Source organism: Nitrosomonas sp. Nm33, assembly GCF_900107265.1.
Taxonomy (GTDB): domain Bacteria; phylum Pseudomonadota; class Gammaproteobacteria; order Burkholderiales; family Nitrosomonadaceae; genus Nitrosomonas.
In genome coordinates this window covers 15612-30280 of record NZ_FNPJ01000010.1, presented here as the reverse complement: position 1 = coordinate 30280, position 14669 = coordinate 15612, and the positions used below count along the sequence as shown (strand labels likewise).

The window sequence follows — 14669 nt, the reverse complement described above, 5'->3', positions numbered from 1 at the left end:
TTTTGTTAGAGCGGGTATAGGATTACCGAGTGTTTGGGATGCTCTACGTGGGCAAATCTATCTTGGTAATGATGAATTTGTCAAAAAAATGCAGCAATATGTGGCACCTGATAAAAATCTCAGTGAAGCTCCCCGTGCTCAGAGAAGAGCAAAAGCCAAGCCGCTTTCCTATTATTCAGCTTTTAGCGACAGAAATGAAGGGATTGCAGCAGCATATCAAATGGGTGATTACACAATGAAACAGATCTCGGATGAATTCGGGTTGCATTACGCCATTGTCAGCCGGGTTATTAAAAAAGCAGAAAAAAATTAGATATTATATTGCAAGATAGTATCTAACTCTTTATACACGAATACATGGATAGCCCATGGTGAAATGTCTAGCTTGTATTGTGTGTTTTTGCCTAGCCACTGCTTCAAGAGGGATGTGGCATAAAGCGCCGATCCTTCAAGCAGAATGTTAGGCCGCCGTTCAACAAAGAAGAAAGGAGGAGATCATGAAGAGAAACTTTCATCTTGTAGCAACATTTGGTGTGGCGATTTTTTTGACCAGCTGTATGACAACGCCTCTGGTAGCGCAGGAGAAGGCACGAACTCCAGCGGAGGGCTACAACATTCATGTAATTGCGCCCCATCGTCATGAAGACGGCACGGTACACGGTCCATATCACCATTATTGCAAGCCGATCAAGCCAGAGATCTTGCAGTGTATGGTCTTTCTGTCTACCGACCCGAATGCCGAACTGGTTGAGATCGAATATTTCATTGACAAGAAGCTTGCGCGCTCGAGCGTGACGCTGGAGCAATGGAATAAGCATTTCCACGACCACGCGGAAGAGATTGCAACCGGGCGTGTGCAGGTGCTTGATGTATCCCCTGAGAAAGCGAAAGAGATTGCAGAGGCCGCGTCAAAGACCGACGGTATTATTTTCCACCTGTGGCCGGTTGGTGCTAAAGTTCCGAACGGCGAGGTCACGTTCCCGCCGGCCATCAGCCACAAGCCCGTAAAGAAGCTTGAAATCCCAGAATAGGCGTTGCGTGTTATTTGCCTAATTAGCGGTTCAAACCGACCACAATGCCGTCACAACATTCTCGTTCTTTTTTCAATATCAATATCTTCAATGGATTGATGATATTTCAGGGACGACTAAATAAGTGTGCAGAGGATGACTAACTATAGAAGAGGCATAGATATTTTGTTCTGGTACCTTGTACATGTCGAAGACTGTTCTAAGAATTGAAGTGTCCGGTGGCTTGTATTCACGTGATGTCTCGAGGACATCGTCGGGGGAAGGATTTATCTGGACGATTCTGATCGCGCTTCCTGGTTGGCGTTGTTCGGTCATGTTTATAAACGATTTAATTGGATTTGTTATGCGTATTGTCTGATGGATAATTACTATCATATCGTTGTGGAAACGGTGGAGACGAATTTATCCAAGGGAATGCGACAGCTTATCAAACGGGTGACTATACAATGAAACAAATCGTGACGAATTCGGGTTGCATTACGCTACTGTCAGTCTGGTTGTTAAAAAAGCAGAAAAAAGTTAGATGTTGTATTGCAAGACAGTATCTGACCCCTTATATACGCCTAATTTCCTGAGAGCAAGAAAAATCACATTTTGCGTGACGCCCAGACGCTTTGCCCGCTCAAACGGATAAGCACCGGGGTAATCGAGAATATCCTGGCGCAGCGCCTCCAGATCAATTTTGCGTCTCCTGAACCCTTGGGGCTTGCGATGGATGTTCTTAATCCAGCGCGTCACTCTTGCCACACCAGCATCAAACCGGGCCGCCACCTCCGCTATGGTAAGTCCTTCTTTCTTTCGAACAGACAGAACTTTACGGCGAAATCCAACGAATATGCCATGCTTTCCATAATAATCATAATTATCTTGTTTAGCTATACTATGCCTCCCTCGACCAGTTGAAAGCTCACCTGCACAGATTTCTGATGGCTTGCCACTTCGCCTGCAGGTTCAAAACACTTAAGGGCCTCACTCCTTACGAATATATCTGCAAAACATGGACAAAAGAGCCAGAACGATTTAACGTCAACCCATTCCAGCACACCGTGGGACTAAATATCTAGTTTGGGGAATCAGTTTTTTACTACTTGGAAAATGTGACAGACACAAGAATTAGTTTCTACTCCATTTTCAGAGCATAGGGATTAATTACTCTGGATTTTCCAGATTACATCAGCAATTTCATGGCTTAATTTTTCTACAGCCTTACTTTTAGCCGATACCAGAGACTCATAATCGTTCGAGTCAACGGCTTCACGTATCACTGATTTTCTGATCACTGCGCGCTCTTTATTTTCTTGGGTGATAATCATCCAGTCGACATCAAGGACGATTTGCTCGCCCAGATTTCCATCGAATCGTTTAACATCGATAGCAACGCGGTAATCGATAGTAAACGGCGCATTTTGTCGTGGCAAAAAAATATGTTGAGTATTCAATAGGATTGACAGGTTTTCGCCAAGTACCCGCACAAAATCGTCTTCCAGCGATCCACCCCAGCGCCGAAATTCATGGATTACCAACGTATGCGCCGTAGGCCGAGTAACGATTTGCGGGCGATCTAAATAGGATGGAAACGAAACGAGATTTACTGAAATAGTGGCATTATTGCTGTGGTAAACAGTTGGAAGTTTTGCATCTACTGCCTGCATGGCACTTAACGTATAAAACGTATAAGTAGGCGTACTTGCACATCCAGTCACCAATAACGCCACCAAGATGACTAGACAACGGAATACAAGGGATGGAGGTATCATTAATTTTCTCGTTTGCCGTGAATGAGTGCCTCAGGATGTCGTTCCAGATAATCGGCCATGATACGGATGGATCGTAGGGCTTTTGACAATTCATCGAACACATCTTGCAGGTCACGTTGCGTGGACGAGTCGCTTTGAATTGTTTGCTCCACAGTGGAAAGCATCTTCTGGGTCTCATCTAATGTCGCAGTGATCGCCGGCGTAACAGAAGTATTCAGAGCGTGAACCAATTGCTCCGTCTTCTGCATGGTCGACGTCAATGTGATGACTGTGTCCTGAAGCTGACTTCCAATTTTCTCCAATGGAAGATTCTTCAGTTTTTTGATCAAGCTGGTAAGCGTGGTGCTGATTTCCTCAAAGGGTGTTGGCGTAGTGGGAAACACGGGAGGTGTCTTTTCCCAATTAATGCTTGCGATAGGTGCATCAGGAATAAAATCCAGATCGATAAACAACTGACCTGTCATATAATTTCCAGTTTTTAACTGGGCGCGCATTCCCCGTTTGACGAAGTCATTCATAACTGTTTTGTGATGGCTGCGGATAAACTCTATTTGGTTGGGAACGCCTTTGAATATTATGCTTTCAGGTATAAATTCTATTGTCACTGGAATCATGATCTCGTTGGATTCTGCATTGAATTCCATGTCGATATCAATCACTTCGCCGACCGGGATTCCCCTGAACTCTACCGGCGCACCCAAACTTAAGCCACGCACCGAACCGGAAAAATGCAATACATATTCAATCTTAAGTGTAGGATTTTCCAGAATAGTAGCTTCACGGTTTTTGAACAGAACAAATTCACGGTCCTTGGCAACGGGCTCTACCTGACTCAGCTTTCTTGGAGTCTCAAAAGCGATGCCGCCCATCATGACAGTGACCAATGACTCAGTGTTTATCTGTATACCATTGGCATCTAAAGATATTTCCAGGCCGCTCGCATTCCAAAAACGAGTATTGGAATTGACCTGTTTGTCATGGGGTGAATGGATGAATACATCAATCTCCACCGATTGACCATCCTCAGCGAAGCGATAGCCGATCACCTGACCCACTTTGATCATACGGTAATATACCGGCGACCCGACATCCAGAGAACCTAGATTGTCAGCACGAAGAAAAAAATGACTTCCAGGTGTGTCATCTGTCAACACTGGCGGGGTTTCCAGCCCGACGAAATGCCTCGCGCTGTCGCCTTCTTTTCCGGGATCTATGCCGATATAAGCGCCAGATAAAAGCGTACTCAGTCCGGAAACCTCACCTGCCGCAATGCGTGCGCGAACCACCCAAAAACGCGTACTTTGTGTCACATAATGCTTGGCATTCCTGACCAATTCAGCGGTGACAATAACGTGCGACAGATCATCGCTCAGTTCGATTGACCGGATCTGGCCAATCTCGACGTTTTTGTATTTGATTTTAGTTTTACCCGCTTCCAGTCCTTCTGCAGTTTTGAAGTTTATCGTGATGGTGGGGCCAGTTTCAGACCACGCTTTATAAGCCAGCCATGCACCGACAAGCAATGCCACCAGTGGAATCAGCCAGACTATGGATATTCCACTGCGGGTTTCCACTCGCGCTACCGGCAGGTCGCTGGTTTGTTTTTCATTTAAGCTTTGCTCATTCATTATTTTTCTCTGCGTTATCCCAGATCAGCCTGGGATCGAATGACATGGCCGCCAGCATCGTCAGGACTACAACCGCCCCAAAGGCAACAGCGCCGATGTCTGCATCGATATCAGCCAATCCTTGAATTTTGACCAAAGCCACCATCAATGTCACCACATAGATATCGACCATGGACCATCGCCCCATGATTTCCGCCAGACGATAGAGTCGTGCTCGTTCCCGAGGGTGCCATGAAGAACGCACTTGAACAGAAATCGCCAGGTAACTGAGAATAATCAACTTCAGTACAGGTACAAAAATGCTGGCTATAAATATGATCAAGGCCACTAACCACGAACCTGAGACCAGAAGATAGTTAACGCCGCTTAAAATCGTATTCGACTGGACCGATCCCAGACTGGTAGTTGTCATAATTGGCAATACATTGGCTGGGATGTACAAAATATAGGCGGCAAGCAAATAAGCCCAGGTCCGTGACAGACTATCGGGTTTGCGTAAATGCAAAGATGCACCGCAACGGTGGCAATAACCATGCACCGGGGTCGCTTTATGCAGCAGGCCGCAGCTGTGGCAATTTATCAGACCGACTGCAGCTGCAGTAATCCAAGTGTTAGTTTGATCGTTCACTGGCTAACTCCCAGCTTTTCCCATACCAGATCCGGGTTGAGGCTGGATGTGGCCGCCGCCAGCACAAAGATTAGAATACCAAAGGACCACAGGGCAATGCCAGGAACAATCGTCCCCATGGCAGCTAACTTGACCGCGGAAACCAGAATACCAAGCATGAAGACTTCCATCATGCTCCAGGACCTAAGCGCTGATGCAAAGCGAAATACCTCAACTGTATATGGCGCGATATGGTTGAACTTTAGTGGTAAAAATACATAGAGCAAAGTGGCAAGCTGGGTGAAAGGTGCAAGGATGGTGGTAACAAATACGAGACCTGCAAGCAAGTACATGTCCTGATCGAGCAGCTCCCAGACTCCTGAAAGCAAGTTAGTTTCTGTGCTCTGCCTTTCAAATTGGAAGTCAATAATCGGAAAGGCATTGGAGATCACAAATAAAATCAAACCGGTAATCGTATATGCCAGGGTTAAATCTAGGCTGTGCCGCTTATGTTTAAGCAGAACAGCAGCGCAGCGAGGACATTTCACTACTCCCTCTGCGAACGAATGATCCACGCGCAACAGTAAATCGCATTCATGACAGGCCATTAACGAAATGGAACCGGCCATCCATATTTCCTCCTAAATTTACTGACTTAGTACGTAAAACAAGTACGCATCTGTAGCCTGTATTATTGAATAATAAACAAAGGCTTATCCCTGTATTCTCTTGAATTCACCGGGAAGAGATGGCATTCCCTACAATCCGGAAATAGCCACAAAATTAAGTAATGACGCCATCGTTACTTGTTTGACGATTTCTCAGTTTACAGGTTTTATTGGGAAAAGAAACCCCACGCAGGGTATGGAGGAATGTTATTTAGTTTGCCAGCTGACCTAGGTGTTTAACCCCACGGTGTGCTGGAATGGGTTGACGTTAAATCGTTCCGACTCTTTTGTCCATAGCTTGCAGATATATTTGTAAGGGATGATGCCTTTGAGTGTTTTGAGCCTGCGGGTGAAGTGGCAAGCCATCAGAAATCTGTGCAGGTGAGCCTTCAACTGGTCATGGGAGGCATAGTAATAGCGCTTGACCGTGGCTTCCTTGATGGTTCTGTTCATGTGCTCCATCTGTCCGTTGGTCCAGGGATGTTTGGGTTTGGTAAGCCTGTGCTCGATACCGTGGCCGTTGCAGCACAGATCGAACATATGCGTAATCCATTTTGCTGTTGGGCCGTTCCTGTAACGCGGCGGGTGACAGAACTGGCTGCCGTTGTCTGTCAGGACTGTATGGATTTTGTAGGGAACGGCTTTTACCAGATTATTCAGGAATGTCGTTGATATTTTCCTGTCGGATTGTTTGTGCAGCTCTGCATAAGCAAATTTACTGGTGCGGTCGATAGCAACGAACAGATACAGCTTTCCTTCCTCGGTGCGTACTTCGGCCAAGTCGATGTGGAAGTAGCCGATCGGATACTTCTTGAACTTTTTCTTCGCCGGCTTATCGCCGTCCACGTCCGGTAACCGGCTGATGCCGTTGCGCTGATAGCAACGATGCAATGCCGAACGCGACAGGCGCGGAATGGTCGGCTGAAGCGCATACAGGCAATCATCCAGAGGCAACAGCGTGTGCTGGCGAAAAGCCACGCACATGGCTTCTTCTTTCGTCAGAACCGTCGAGGCCGGCTCCTTCGGTCCCATCGGCACATCGTGGACGAAAGACCGCTTTTTCCATTTTCCCACAGTCTTGGGATTGATCCCGTGCCGTTTGGCCAGAACACTCAGGCTCTCTTGACTATGTTGTATCGCTCGACGCACCGCCTCCATCGTGCGGGCGCTTCCGTGCAGTATCTGTCCCATAAATCCTCCGTCAATAGCTGGCTGTATATTACTCCAGCACACCGTGGGACTAAACATCTCTAATAACGTCCAAACTTCATCTGAAATGTCATGTCTGCGATACGCTGCACTCGTTGAAATCATGGCAAATCTTCTCGTTAGAAATTGGTAATTTGCCAATTATGCTATTTTTTATATCTTGTGACGACACTATCTAACACCGCTACCAATTCGAACAATAAAAAGCGGCGTGATAAATTAATAGAGCAGCAGAATATGGGACAGCCCACGGTTTACGACTATGTGAGAAATAAATTGCTGGATTTTGGTTCTACCACCTTGCGCGGTTGTCCAGATTTGCCGGGCACTGCCCGTTAGTTCAGGGTCGCCGATATCGGTAGCGCGAAGCGTTCATAACCCAATATGTTGTGCTATTTGGTTGTGCTATTTGCTACCCGCCGGATCTCATCTAGCAGCCTAGACTCTAATTCATAACGGAACAGCTCGCGGTAGGTCTGCTGCCTACAAGTAAAACCGCGGTCTGTCCCTATTATTTCCATCCAAAATGCTCGACGAATTTCGCGCATAACCCTCTCATAACTAGGATCATAGGTTACCAGTTCCACGCTCATTTCAATTATGTTTTGGCAAAACAACGTCATCCGCGCTGGCCAGAGGTACGACGCTGAAGTTCGATAACCCCGGCTGGCAGCCTACCGGGGTTGGCGAGACACCGCTTGTTTTGTTGTTATGAATCGGGCGGCTGAGAATCCGGCGGCGGAAATGTTTCGAACACTGAAATGGCATAATCCAGGAAAAGCTCAATTTTCCGCTTGAGATCGGCAGACATCGTAATCCGCTTCGAACGCAGATCTTGTGGGTCTGTATGCTCAATGAGAAAACCGTGATCGATAGCGATCTGAACATATTTGACAGCGGTTCGCTGACTAATATTTGGCATGAGCCGATGCAGTTCGGACTTGTAAAAAGTATCGTTGTGCCTCAGCCACATTTGCGTGAAGAGGTCATAGTAGTTCAGATCATGGAAGAGTTTGTTTCCCAGAATTTCCATCCAATACTGATCCGTACAGTTAATGAGCTGAATGAACTGGCGGCGCCTAGGGTTGGGTTGTTTCTTGGGTTTAGTCGGGTCTTTGATTTTTACTTGCATTTTTGGAATCCAATTCTGTCGATTCGGAATGATGTTATCGCTTTATTACATGTAAATTTGCATGTATAATTGTTTTTACAGAGGCATTTCTGTGAGTTTAAGGATCCACCAAAAAGGAGGCTGCTGGATATGATTCATAAAATAGAGAAAATCTGGTTTCGTTACAAGGGCAGTTTGCGCCCAACTATTTCAGCGCTGCTTTATTGCCAATTAGCTTATTTTGGCGGAGCGATGCTTATTTTATCCTTGAATTCGGCCTTTATGATTATTGGCACGCTCGCGATGGCTCACGGTATGGTCATTGCCGCTTATATGATCCATGATTGCGGGCACAATACCCTGTTCAAATCGCCACATCACAATGCTATGCTGGGAAAGGCGTTAAACTGGCTTACTGGCGGCTGTTATGGAACTTACGAGGATTTGCGCGCCAATCACATGCAGCACCACGTGAATAACGCGGACATCACAACGTTCGATTACAGAGGCTATCTCGCGCGCCATCCGGTTCAATGCAAGATGGTGCAGGCGTTGGAGTGGCTGTATGTGCCCGCCGTAGAATTCCTCATGCATGGCGCACTCATGCTTGCGCCCTTCCTGTTTAAGGACAAAAAGGACCAGCGGCTGCGGGTTACCATGATCATTGTGGTCAGGTTCAGCCTGCTGCTGGTGGTGTTCTTCTATTCACCAGCGGCATACCTGTGCTACCTTTTTGCCTATACGATCTTCTTGACGGTTTTACGCTTCATGGATGCGCTTCAGCATAACTATGGCCTGATGCTGGCAGCCGATCATCACGCTGACTTGATGAAGCGCAGGGGCGATCGGGACTATGAGGAATCTCATACCTTCAGCAATCTGATTTCAGTCAACTACCTGTGGCTAAATCTTCTTACGCTCAACTTCGGCTATCACAACGCTCATCACACCAAGCCTACAGTTCCCTGGTACGACTTGCCAAAGCTGCATCAAGCGCGGTATGGTGACCAGGCAGGTTGCGTTATTCCGTTTGGCAAGCAGTTGTCGAGCTTCCACAAAGGAAGGGTGGCGCGCGTCTTCGGCGACGAGAGCGAGACGGAAGGGAGTCGGTTTGCACAACGTCTCCAGAACGGCTCCGCGGTAGGTGCTAACGGCGTATCTTTCTTAACACCGCTGTAAACGAAAAGGGAGACAGACCTGAAAAGACAATGGAGTCAGGTACTGTCTTGTATTGCAAGTGCTGAATGATTGAACCTAAATTCCTCAGTTGGAATTTAGGTTCAATAGTAATGGCAAACCGGACATCGCGCTGCAAGTCGTCGGAGCAAGTCCCGCTTTAGATATCTTGATAAATTCGACGGGTACTACGCCTACGGATACGGTCGCTATCCAGCGCGCCGATCGGGACGCTGACGAACATCGGCGGTGGCAAGCACAGCGGTCAATTTTCGTGGCCGACGAATCCGCAAAGCATTACCGTTCGTAAGCAGCTTTGGGGGACAGGCAACGCGCACTGTAACTCTGAAATAATCGGCTGCGCCGAAATGACAAACGGTGCGAGAAGATCAAATCCAACAGATTAAGGATAAGTAATCTTCTCGCACCCCAGACGGACTTTATTATCCGTATAGCAATACTGTAGCAATAATGGGGGCAGATACTGTCTTGAATTGTAAGTGTTAGCTCAATCCATCTGGCAATCCAATGGATCGCAACAATAGTCTGCCCAAACTGGTCAGACTATGACCCTTAACCTCCAATTGACCTTGATTGTCAATCTTGGGCTGCTTTGTCTGTGTGTCGACGGCGTATTTTTCCTGCAGAAGGCCAAGACGGACGAGATGGTTCTTGTAACTCTTTTTTAGCGAGTTTTTATCGTGCACCGATTGAGGAGAATTCATATGAGCTGGTTCGACGTCAAGAATAGCTGCGTGGCTTTCTCTGAACTCCTCATCGCCTCTGATTGTTTCGTCTGCGTAGAATCGAAGCCAAACAACTTCGACATCGCTCAATTCGCCTAGCAACTTAAGCAGATGTTTCGATTCGTGATGCTGTATCTCGTCGCTTGAAATACCGTTGGCGATTAGATTTGCGATATACTGTCGTCGTTCGTCGGAAAGCGACGAGGCTGCTTGCCGCATTCCTTCTTCTAGCAAGTCACCGCAATCCGGATTGTTAACTTGATCACGCAACTTGTCCTTTTCCAAATCTGAGAGCCGTTGTTCTAAGACCAGTGCAAATTTCGTTATGCGGTCTATTCGCTGATTGGGTATCACCGATCCGGCGAGTTCTGCGAGAAGCGAACCTACAAACGGAACAACACCAAGTGAGACCTTCGCCGCCATTGCGATGTAGTCTGCAAATTGATTAGTTAACTCATCTTTAGACATTTAACCTCCACAGCTAGCTAAAATTAGACTTCCACATCAGAATAAGGGATGACCACGGTTTGGGTTATGTGAGAAACAGATTGCTGAATTCTGCTTCTACTACTTTGCGCGGTTGTCTAGATTTGTCGGGTATTGCCCGTCAGCTCAGGGTTGCCCCCCTACCTATGCTGCGAAGCGTTCATTGTCCAGCGCGTTATGCTATTCGTTGCCCGCTGGATCTTTTTCACCAGTTCTGACTCCCATTCATAACGGAACAGCTCGCGGTAAACCCTCTACCTGCCAGTAAAACCGTGATCTGTTCTCTATTACCCTTTCTGAGGAAAGTGGATTTTTTATTACCGCCGCACATTATCGATATGAATGTGTCAATCATTACATTCTAGTTGGAAAACATTGGTAGACATCGAAGCTGCGTCTTCCCTCATTGATTTCCGAAACAGGAATAATCGTATCACCGTTAATCAAAGCCGCCTCATTACGCGCAAGATCCGCAAGTTCACCTGCAACTTTTTCTTGATCACGGTTAAACACTATTTTACTGACTACTTTAGTTTCAACTTTCCCTAGTTTTTTGCATGGCTGAACAACTCTGGCTGATTGCACCAAGCGCACGCCTTCGCCTTTGGAAGTAACCTTAACCCATGTACAGGAAGAGAGTATTAAACAACTACAAACAGCAATAAGGATTTTTTTCATTACATAATCTCAGTTATTAGCAAAAAATTTTATTTAATGTTTATTCGTAGAATAGGGGACAGGCTCGGTTTTCGGTTGTCAGATAATCGTTTTTCGCGAACGGAAGTGATTATAGGGATCTTTTACGTAGGTGCGCTTTATTTCTACCAGCTGGTTGTAGCTTTTATCGAAGTAAGTTTTGGTGGGCACAGAACTGTCTTTGAAGCTGATGAAGGCGCCTGAAGTATTGGGAATATCATAATCGCGGCAAACCTCCATCCAGTCGAGCGCCTGGTTTACGCGAGTGTACACATGGTTATTTTCACCTTCTTCCTTTTCTTTATTAGTTTCATTCCACCAGGTTTGGTATTGTATGGTGAAGAGCTTGTCTTTGTAAGGAAAGGCACTTCTGTCTTTCTGTTCTTTGGTAATCACATGCTGGTAATAGTTACCGGTAATGGCGCCTAAGGTAATGTAAGTAAATAGTCCTAGGTCTTTGTTGCCGGGTAATACAAGCGGAGAAGTGAGGCTCTCCAGTAATTTGTAATGCCCATCTTTGCCAAGACCCTCTGCATTTACTAAGCGTGAGGTGATTTTATGGGGTGCCGGCTTGTCCAAATCGGGTGGAAATGGCGTTCCCTCCAGTCCTTGCTTCAGCAAATTCATATTGTGAAACGAATAACGATCCCAATCATTCATCAAGTGGTCACCATAGGGTAAGTCTTTGTATTTGCGTCCAGCTTTTTCAATACTGGGTCCGGTATATGTACCAGTGTGTCTAAAGTGTATATCTATAAACTTCTGCAGACTGTTTTCATCTCCCTCCCAGTAGCCATACATTACGCAGTTGTGGCTTACAGTATGGGGATTAAAGTGCTCGCCTTCACCAGCATGTTTGGCAGCGATTTTCAGATTAGTACCGACTAACCGGTTGGCGTCTGGCTTGGTGGAAGCAATGACTTTTTCCCATGCTTGCAGCACGTTCAGGGTCGGTGTGGCGTCGCGCAGGGCAAACAGTTTGTTTTCGGGTACATAGTGGTATTTATTCCACTCAATCTGAAATTTGATCATTTCATCCGGTAAGTCAAAAGTTTCAATCACAAACTCGGTAACTATACCGTAGCTGAAACCGCCTCCACCTTTTATGGCCCACAGTAGTTCTCTGTCGCCAGCATCTTCACTGTTCATACTCAGCTCGCGTATGCTGCCATCACCCAGCACCAGGGTGGCGCCAATTACACTTTCGCAGCACATGCCATGCTTGCGGGTCCAGGGCCCCCAGCCTCCGCCCATGGTGTAGCCTGCTATGCACACTGTGGCGCAAGTGCCATGCGGAATCATTACATCACATTTAGCCAGTTCCGTAGTTAGGCTTTGAAAGCGTATGCCGGGCTGTATGCGGGCAATCTTGCGCTCACGGTCAATTTCCACCTTACTCATTTTCGAGAGATCAAGCAGGATGGTATCGGTGCCGGAGCATTCTCCTTCATGATCGTGTCCACCCGAGCGTACGCGTAAAGGCAAGGCATATTTACTGGTAAATTTAACCACCACACTTACCTGCTGAGTAGTCTCACACAGCACAATAGCAATGGGCATGAACTGGAATAGGCGGTTAAAAATCTGGCGATGCTGATCGTATTTTTCGTGGTTTTCCGAACAGTTAGAAAGAATTTCGGGGACTTCTACTCCTTCTGAGCAGTAGGCTTCTCTGAGTTTTTCAATGGTGGCATTCATATGTTTTTTTATTATGGATTAAAGATTTCTTGATAAATGAGATAACGGGTATTTCTGACTAACTAAACAAGTATCAGACTTGGAGAGAAAAGGTGAAAATTAGTCGCCTGTGTGATGAGAGATAATGTAAAAGAATAAAAACTTGTGTGTTCTTCAAATCCGTTTCAGCACAATTCTTACAAGAGCGAATTAAGTATCCCTGCCGAGCACATCGTGACCGATGATTTTCGCAGTTTAACTTGGCGATATTGCATGTCAGCCAAGTTGGGGCAGTGAAGTCATGTTGAAGTTGAGCTTCTAGTGTTTAATTGCATTAATTCAATCATAACTTTCTAGCATTTAATTACTTATTAAACAATTAGTTACTCTTAAAAATAATTAATCCTATTTATGCAATTTAACACTAGTATCCAACTTTAGCGCTAGTTCAAAAAATTGTTTTCCGCAATGTATTTAATATTGATTGGGAAAAAGGAGCATTACCTTCTCTTGAGATTAGCATATTATTAATGTATGCCAAGAGCAAGTTGGAATAGCGCCGATATTTTGGCTACTGCTCTATGCCAAGCTACCTCCGCTTTGTTGTCATCTCTGAAACGACAGCATGATTGCAAAAAATTTTAACATGGCTCATGCGTTATGCATAAAAGATAAAAACAGGATCAAACTTGATCGACATTATTTTTTCACTTTTTTGAATTCTTATCGTTTCTACGTAACTTGCTTCTAACTTGGTTTGAATAACCAGTCTGAATCTTTTGATGCAATTTTTCCGTGATCGGATCAATAACGCGGCAGCCAAATCACAAGGAAGGCTGTTCTTTTCGATGTTTATGGTAATGGGATATAGATTGTATGCGTATGCATTATTGCCTAGTAATGAGTAATTCCCTAGCATCATCATGTAATTCCATTTCTAAATCAAACCTGACTTTGTCGGCTTCTCCTTGCCGTATTATTTATACTGTCTGCGGCTCGCCTTCGCGTCATTTTTGATTTGGAAATGGAATAATAAAGCTGGATTGGTTTTGAAAATTGAGAGCAGAGCAAAGATGAATATTAAGTTACTCTGGCCTCATGTTCCTATACCCATCAAAAACAAGACAATCTTTTGCGAAAGATCGGAGGTAGTAATGCCAAAGACGACATTGAAAATATCAGAATTTCGCGAAGGCCAACTCAAGCGAGTGGAGCTAGAAGGAAAAGGCGTCCTGGTCGCCAAGGTGGGCGGAAATTTCTATGCGATTGGAGATAAGTGCACCCACAGAGGATGCTCTCTTAGCAATGGCACGTTAGAGGGCACGATAGTGACCTGCGCTTGTCACGGTTCAAAGTTTGATATCACAAACGGCAAAGTGGTGGTCTGGGTAGGTGGGCGTCCACTTCTAGGCACGATTACCTCTTTCATGAAAAAAGATGAACCTGTATATCAGGTCACGGTAAAAGGGAATGAAATAACGATCAGCGATTGAATTCCTCGTCTATATCGAATGGATTGAGCAAAGAAAAGTAGCAATACTTTTTTTATTGATTTCAATACAGAATTAAACCTAGAAACCGTAGTTGACCACTTGATTGGAAAGCTAACCCCATGACATATAGAGGCATTTTCGAAATTTTCTCATTCACCAGAATGGTAATGCCGCTACGGGGTGTATCATATGTCGCTCCAGGCGCGAATGCGGCGTTGCTCTTCGTTGCAGGGGACGGCCCTGCGGCCTCATCGCGCCTTGCCTCGCACCTGGATCACCATTGCTCCATCCCGTCCAACTACGGTTTTTAGGTTAAAAATTCAATACGAAATCAGATACTGCCTTTTACCAAATCGATGGCACTTTTGTACTAAAAAGGCTAGT

The 14669-nt window shown here is 45.7% G+C and carries 17 protein-coding genes and 1 pseudogene; 8 read left to right on the top strand and 10 right to left on the bottom strand.

The window, feature by feature from the left end; all coding sequences use genetic code 11:
• Window positions 1–100 precede the first annotated feature (100 nt).
• The 3 genes from BLV54_RS03695 (at window position 101) to BLV54_RS15940 (ending at window position 1389) form a co-directional block, all read left to right on the top strand.
• On the top strand, window positions 101–313 hold the full coding sequence (locus BLV54_RS03695) for a hypothetical protein (protein WP_143032405.1): 213 nt from the start codon (window positions 101–103) through the stop codon (window positions 311–313).
• Window positions 314–497: 184 nt separating this feature from the next.
• A complete protein-coding gene (locus BLV54_RS03690) occupies window positions 498–1031 on the top strand; it encodes a DUF1264 domain-containing protein (RefSeq protein ID WP_090567938.1) in 534 nt (177 codons plus the stop codon).
• A gap of 184 nt (window positions 1032–1215) precedes the next feature.
• Window positions 1216–1389, top strand: coding sequence for a hypothetical protein (locus BLV54_RS15940; RefSeq protein ID WP_176969662.1), 174 nt, complete (start codon window positions 1216–1218; stop codon window positions 1387–1389).
• Window positions 1390–1550: 161 nt separating this feature from the next.
• On the opposite strand, the gene BLV54_RS03685 is transcribed toward BLV54_RS15940, so the two are convergent.
• Window positions 1551–1841 carry an IS630 transposase-related protein gene (locus BLV54_RS03685; RefSeq protein WP_256329095.1) on the bottom strand — a complete coding sequence of 97 codons (291 nt, stop codon included), beginning with the start codon at window positions 1839–1841 and terminating at the stop codon, window positions 1551–1553.
• 86 nt (window positions 1842–1927) lie between these two features.
• Here BLV54_RS03685 and BLV54_RS16665 point away from each other — a divergent pair.
• A pseudogene (locus BLV54_RS16665) lies at window positions 1928–2095 on the top strand (IS481 family transposase); the annotation flags it as partial.
• Window positions 2096–2176: 81 nt separating this feature from the next.
• On the opposite strand, the gene BLV54_RS03675 reads toward BLV54_RS16665, so the two are convergent.
• The 6 genes from BLV54_RS03675 to BLV54_RS03650 form a co-directional block, all read right to left on the bottom strand.
• Window positions 2177–2788: a PqiC family protein gene (locus BLV54_RS03675; RefSeq protein ID WP_090567931.1), complete on the bottom strand. Its 612-nt coding sequence runs from the start codon at window positions 2786–2788 to the stop codon at window positions 2177–2179.
• The gene (locus BLV54_RS03670; protein WP_090567927.1) at window positions 2788–4416 is read right to left on the bottom strand and encodes a PqiB family protein; all 1629 of its coding nucleotides are present in this window, start codon (window positions 4414–4416) and stop codon (window positions 2788–2790) included. The genes BLV54_RS03675 and BLV54_RS03670 overlap by 1 nt, the downstream gene beginning before the upstream one ends.
• Window positions 4409–5020 carry a paraquat-inducible protein A gene (locus BLV54_RS03665; protein WP_090568054.1) on the bottom strand — a complete coding sequence of 204 codons (612 nt, stop codon included), beginning with the start codon at window positions 5018–5020 and terminating at the stop codon, window positions 4409–4411. Before BLV54_RS03665 ends, BLV54_RS03670 begins: the two co-directional genes overlap by 8 nt.
• Before the next feature lie 20 nt (window positions 5021–5040).
• On the bottom strand, window positions 5041–5652 hold the full coding sequence (locus BLV54_RS03660) for a paraquat-inducible protein A (RefSeq protein WP_090567925.1): 612 nt from the start codon (window positions 5650–5652) through the stop codon (window positions 5041–5043).
• 267 nt (window positions 5653–5919) lie between these two features.
• The gene (locus tag BLV54_RS03655) at window positions 5920–6882 is read right to left on the bottom strand and encodes an IS481 family transposase (protein WP_090568051.1); all 963 of its coding nucleotides are present in this window, start codon (window positions 6880–6882) and stop codon (window positions 5920–5922) included.
• Between the two features lie 727 nt (window positions 6883–7609).
• Window positions 7610–8032, bottom strand: coding sequence for a MarR family transcriptional regulator (locus BLV54_RS03650; protein ID WP_256329086.1), 423 nt, complete (start codon window positions 8030–8032; stop codon window positions 7610–7612).
• A gap of 129 nt (window positions 8033–8161) precedes the next feature.
• On the opposite strand from BLV54_RS03650, the gene BLV54_RS03645 reads away from it, so the two are divergent.
• Window positions 8162–9190 carry a fatty acid desaturase family protein gene (locus BLV54_RS03645; RefSeq protein ID WP_090567922.1) on the top strand — a complete coding sequence of 343 codons (1029 nt, stop codon included), beginning with the start codon at window positions 8162–8164 and terminating at the stop codon, window positions 9188–9190.
• Between the two features lie 88 nt (window positions 9191–9278).
• Window positions 9279–9497 (top strand): hypothetical protein, encoded by a 219-nt coding sequence (locus BLV54_RS15415; protein WP_143032404.1) that lies wholly within the window; start codon window positions 9279–9281, stop codon window positions 9495–9497.
• A 193-nt stretch (window positions 9498–9690) separates the two neighbouring features.
• Here the strand turns inward: BLV54_RS15415 and BLV54_RS03640 are convergent, their stop codons facing one another.
• The 3 genes from BLV54_RS03640 to BLV54_RS03630 all read right to left on the bottom strand — a co-directional run bounded on the left by BLV54_RS03640 (window position 9691) and on the right by BLV54_RS03630 (window position 12813).
• Window positions 9691–10401: a hypothetical protein gene (locus tag BLV54_RS03640; protein WP_090567920.1), complete on the bottom strand. Its 711-nt coding sequence runs from the start codon at window positions 10399–10401 to the stop codon at window positions 9691–9693.
• A 372-nt stretch (window positions 10402–10773) separates the two neighbouring features.
• Window positions 10774–11097: a DUF4156 domain-containing protein gene (locus BLV54_RS03635; RefSeq protein ID WP_090567918.1), complete on the bottom strand. Its 324-nt coding sequence runs from the start codon at window positions 11095–11097 to the stop codon at window positions 10774–10776.
• Window positions 11098–11175: 78 nt separating this feature from the next.
• Window positions 11176–12813 (bottom strand): FAD-binding oxidoreductase, encoded by a 1638-nt coding sequence (locus tag BLV54_RS03630; RefSeq protein WP_090567916.1) that lies wholly within the window; start codon window positions 12811–12813, stop codon window positions 11176–11178.
• Between the two features lie 1133 nt (window positions 12814–13946).
• On the opposite strand from BLV54_RS03630, the gene BLV54_RS03620 reads away from it, so the two are divergent.
• The gene (locus tag BLV54_RS03620) at window positions 13947–14285 is read left to right on the top strand and encodes a Rieske (2Fe-2S) protein (RefSeq protein ID WP_176969661.1); all 339 of its coding nucleotides are present in this window, start codon (window positions 13947–13949) and stop codon (window positions 14283–14285) included.
• Window positions 14286–14404: 119 nt separating this feature from the next.
• Window positions 14405–14596, top strand: coding sequence for a hypothetical protein (locus BLV54_RS15410; protein ID WP_143032403.1), 192 nt, complete (start codon window positions 14405–14407; stop codon window positions 14594–14596).
• Window positions 14597–14669 lie beyond the last annotated feature (73 nt).

Bases quoted from the DNA above. Each gene is read 5' to 3' on its own strand.
- BLV54_RS03690 (WP_090567938.1), top strand. From the start codon at position 498: ATGAAGAGAAACTTTCATCTTGTAGCAACATTTGGTGTGGCGATTTTT.
- BLV54_RS15940 (WP_176969662.1), top strand. From the start codon at position 1,216: ATGTCGAAGACTGTTCTAAGAATTGAAGTGTCCGGTGGCTTGTATTCA.
- BLV54_RS03675 (WP_090567931.1), bottom strand. From the start codon at position 2,788: ATGATACCTCCATCCCTTGTATTCCGTTGTCTAGTCATCTTGGTGGCG.
- BLV54_RS03670 (WP_090567927.1), bottom strand. From the start codon at position 4,416: ATGAATGAGCAAAGCTTAAATGAAAAACAAACCAGCGACCTGCCGGTA.
- BLV54_RS03660 (WP_090567925.1), bottom strand. From the start codon at position 5,652: ATGGCCGGTTCCATTTCGTTAATGGCCTGTCATGAATGCGATTTACTG.
- BLV54_RS03655 (WP_090568051.1), bottom strand. From the start codon at position 6,882: ATGGGACAGATACTGCACGGAAGCGCCCGCACGATGGAGGCGGTGCGT.
- BLV54_RS03650 (WP_256329086.1), bottom strand. From the start codon at position 8,032: ATGCAAGTAAAAATCAAAGACCCGACTAAACCCAAGAAACAACCCAAC.
- BLV54_RS03645 (WP_090567922.1), top strand. From the start codon at position 8,162: ATGATTCATAAAATAGAGAAAATCTGGTTTCGTTACAAGGGCAGTTTG.
- BLV54_RS03640 (WP_090567920.1), bottom strand. From the start codon at position 10,401: ATGTCTAAAGATGAGTTAACTAATCAATTTGCAGACTACATCGCAATG.
- BLV54_RS03635 (WP_090567918.1), bottom strand. From the start codon at position 11,097: ATGAAAAAAATCCTTATTGCTGTTTGTAGTTGTTTAATACTCTCTTCC.
- BLV54_RS03630 (WP_090567916.1), bottom strand. From the start codon at position 12,813: ATGAATGCCACCATTGAAAAACTCAGAGAAGCCTACTGCTCAGAAGGA.
- BLV54_RS03620 (WP_176969661.1), top strand. From the start codon at position 13,947: ATGCCAAAGACGACATTGAAAATATCAGAATTTCGCGAAGGCCAACTC.
- BLV54_RS15410 (WP_143032403.1), top strand. From the start codon at position 14,405: ATGACATATAGAGGCATTTTCGAAATTTTCTCATTCACCAGAATGGTA.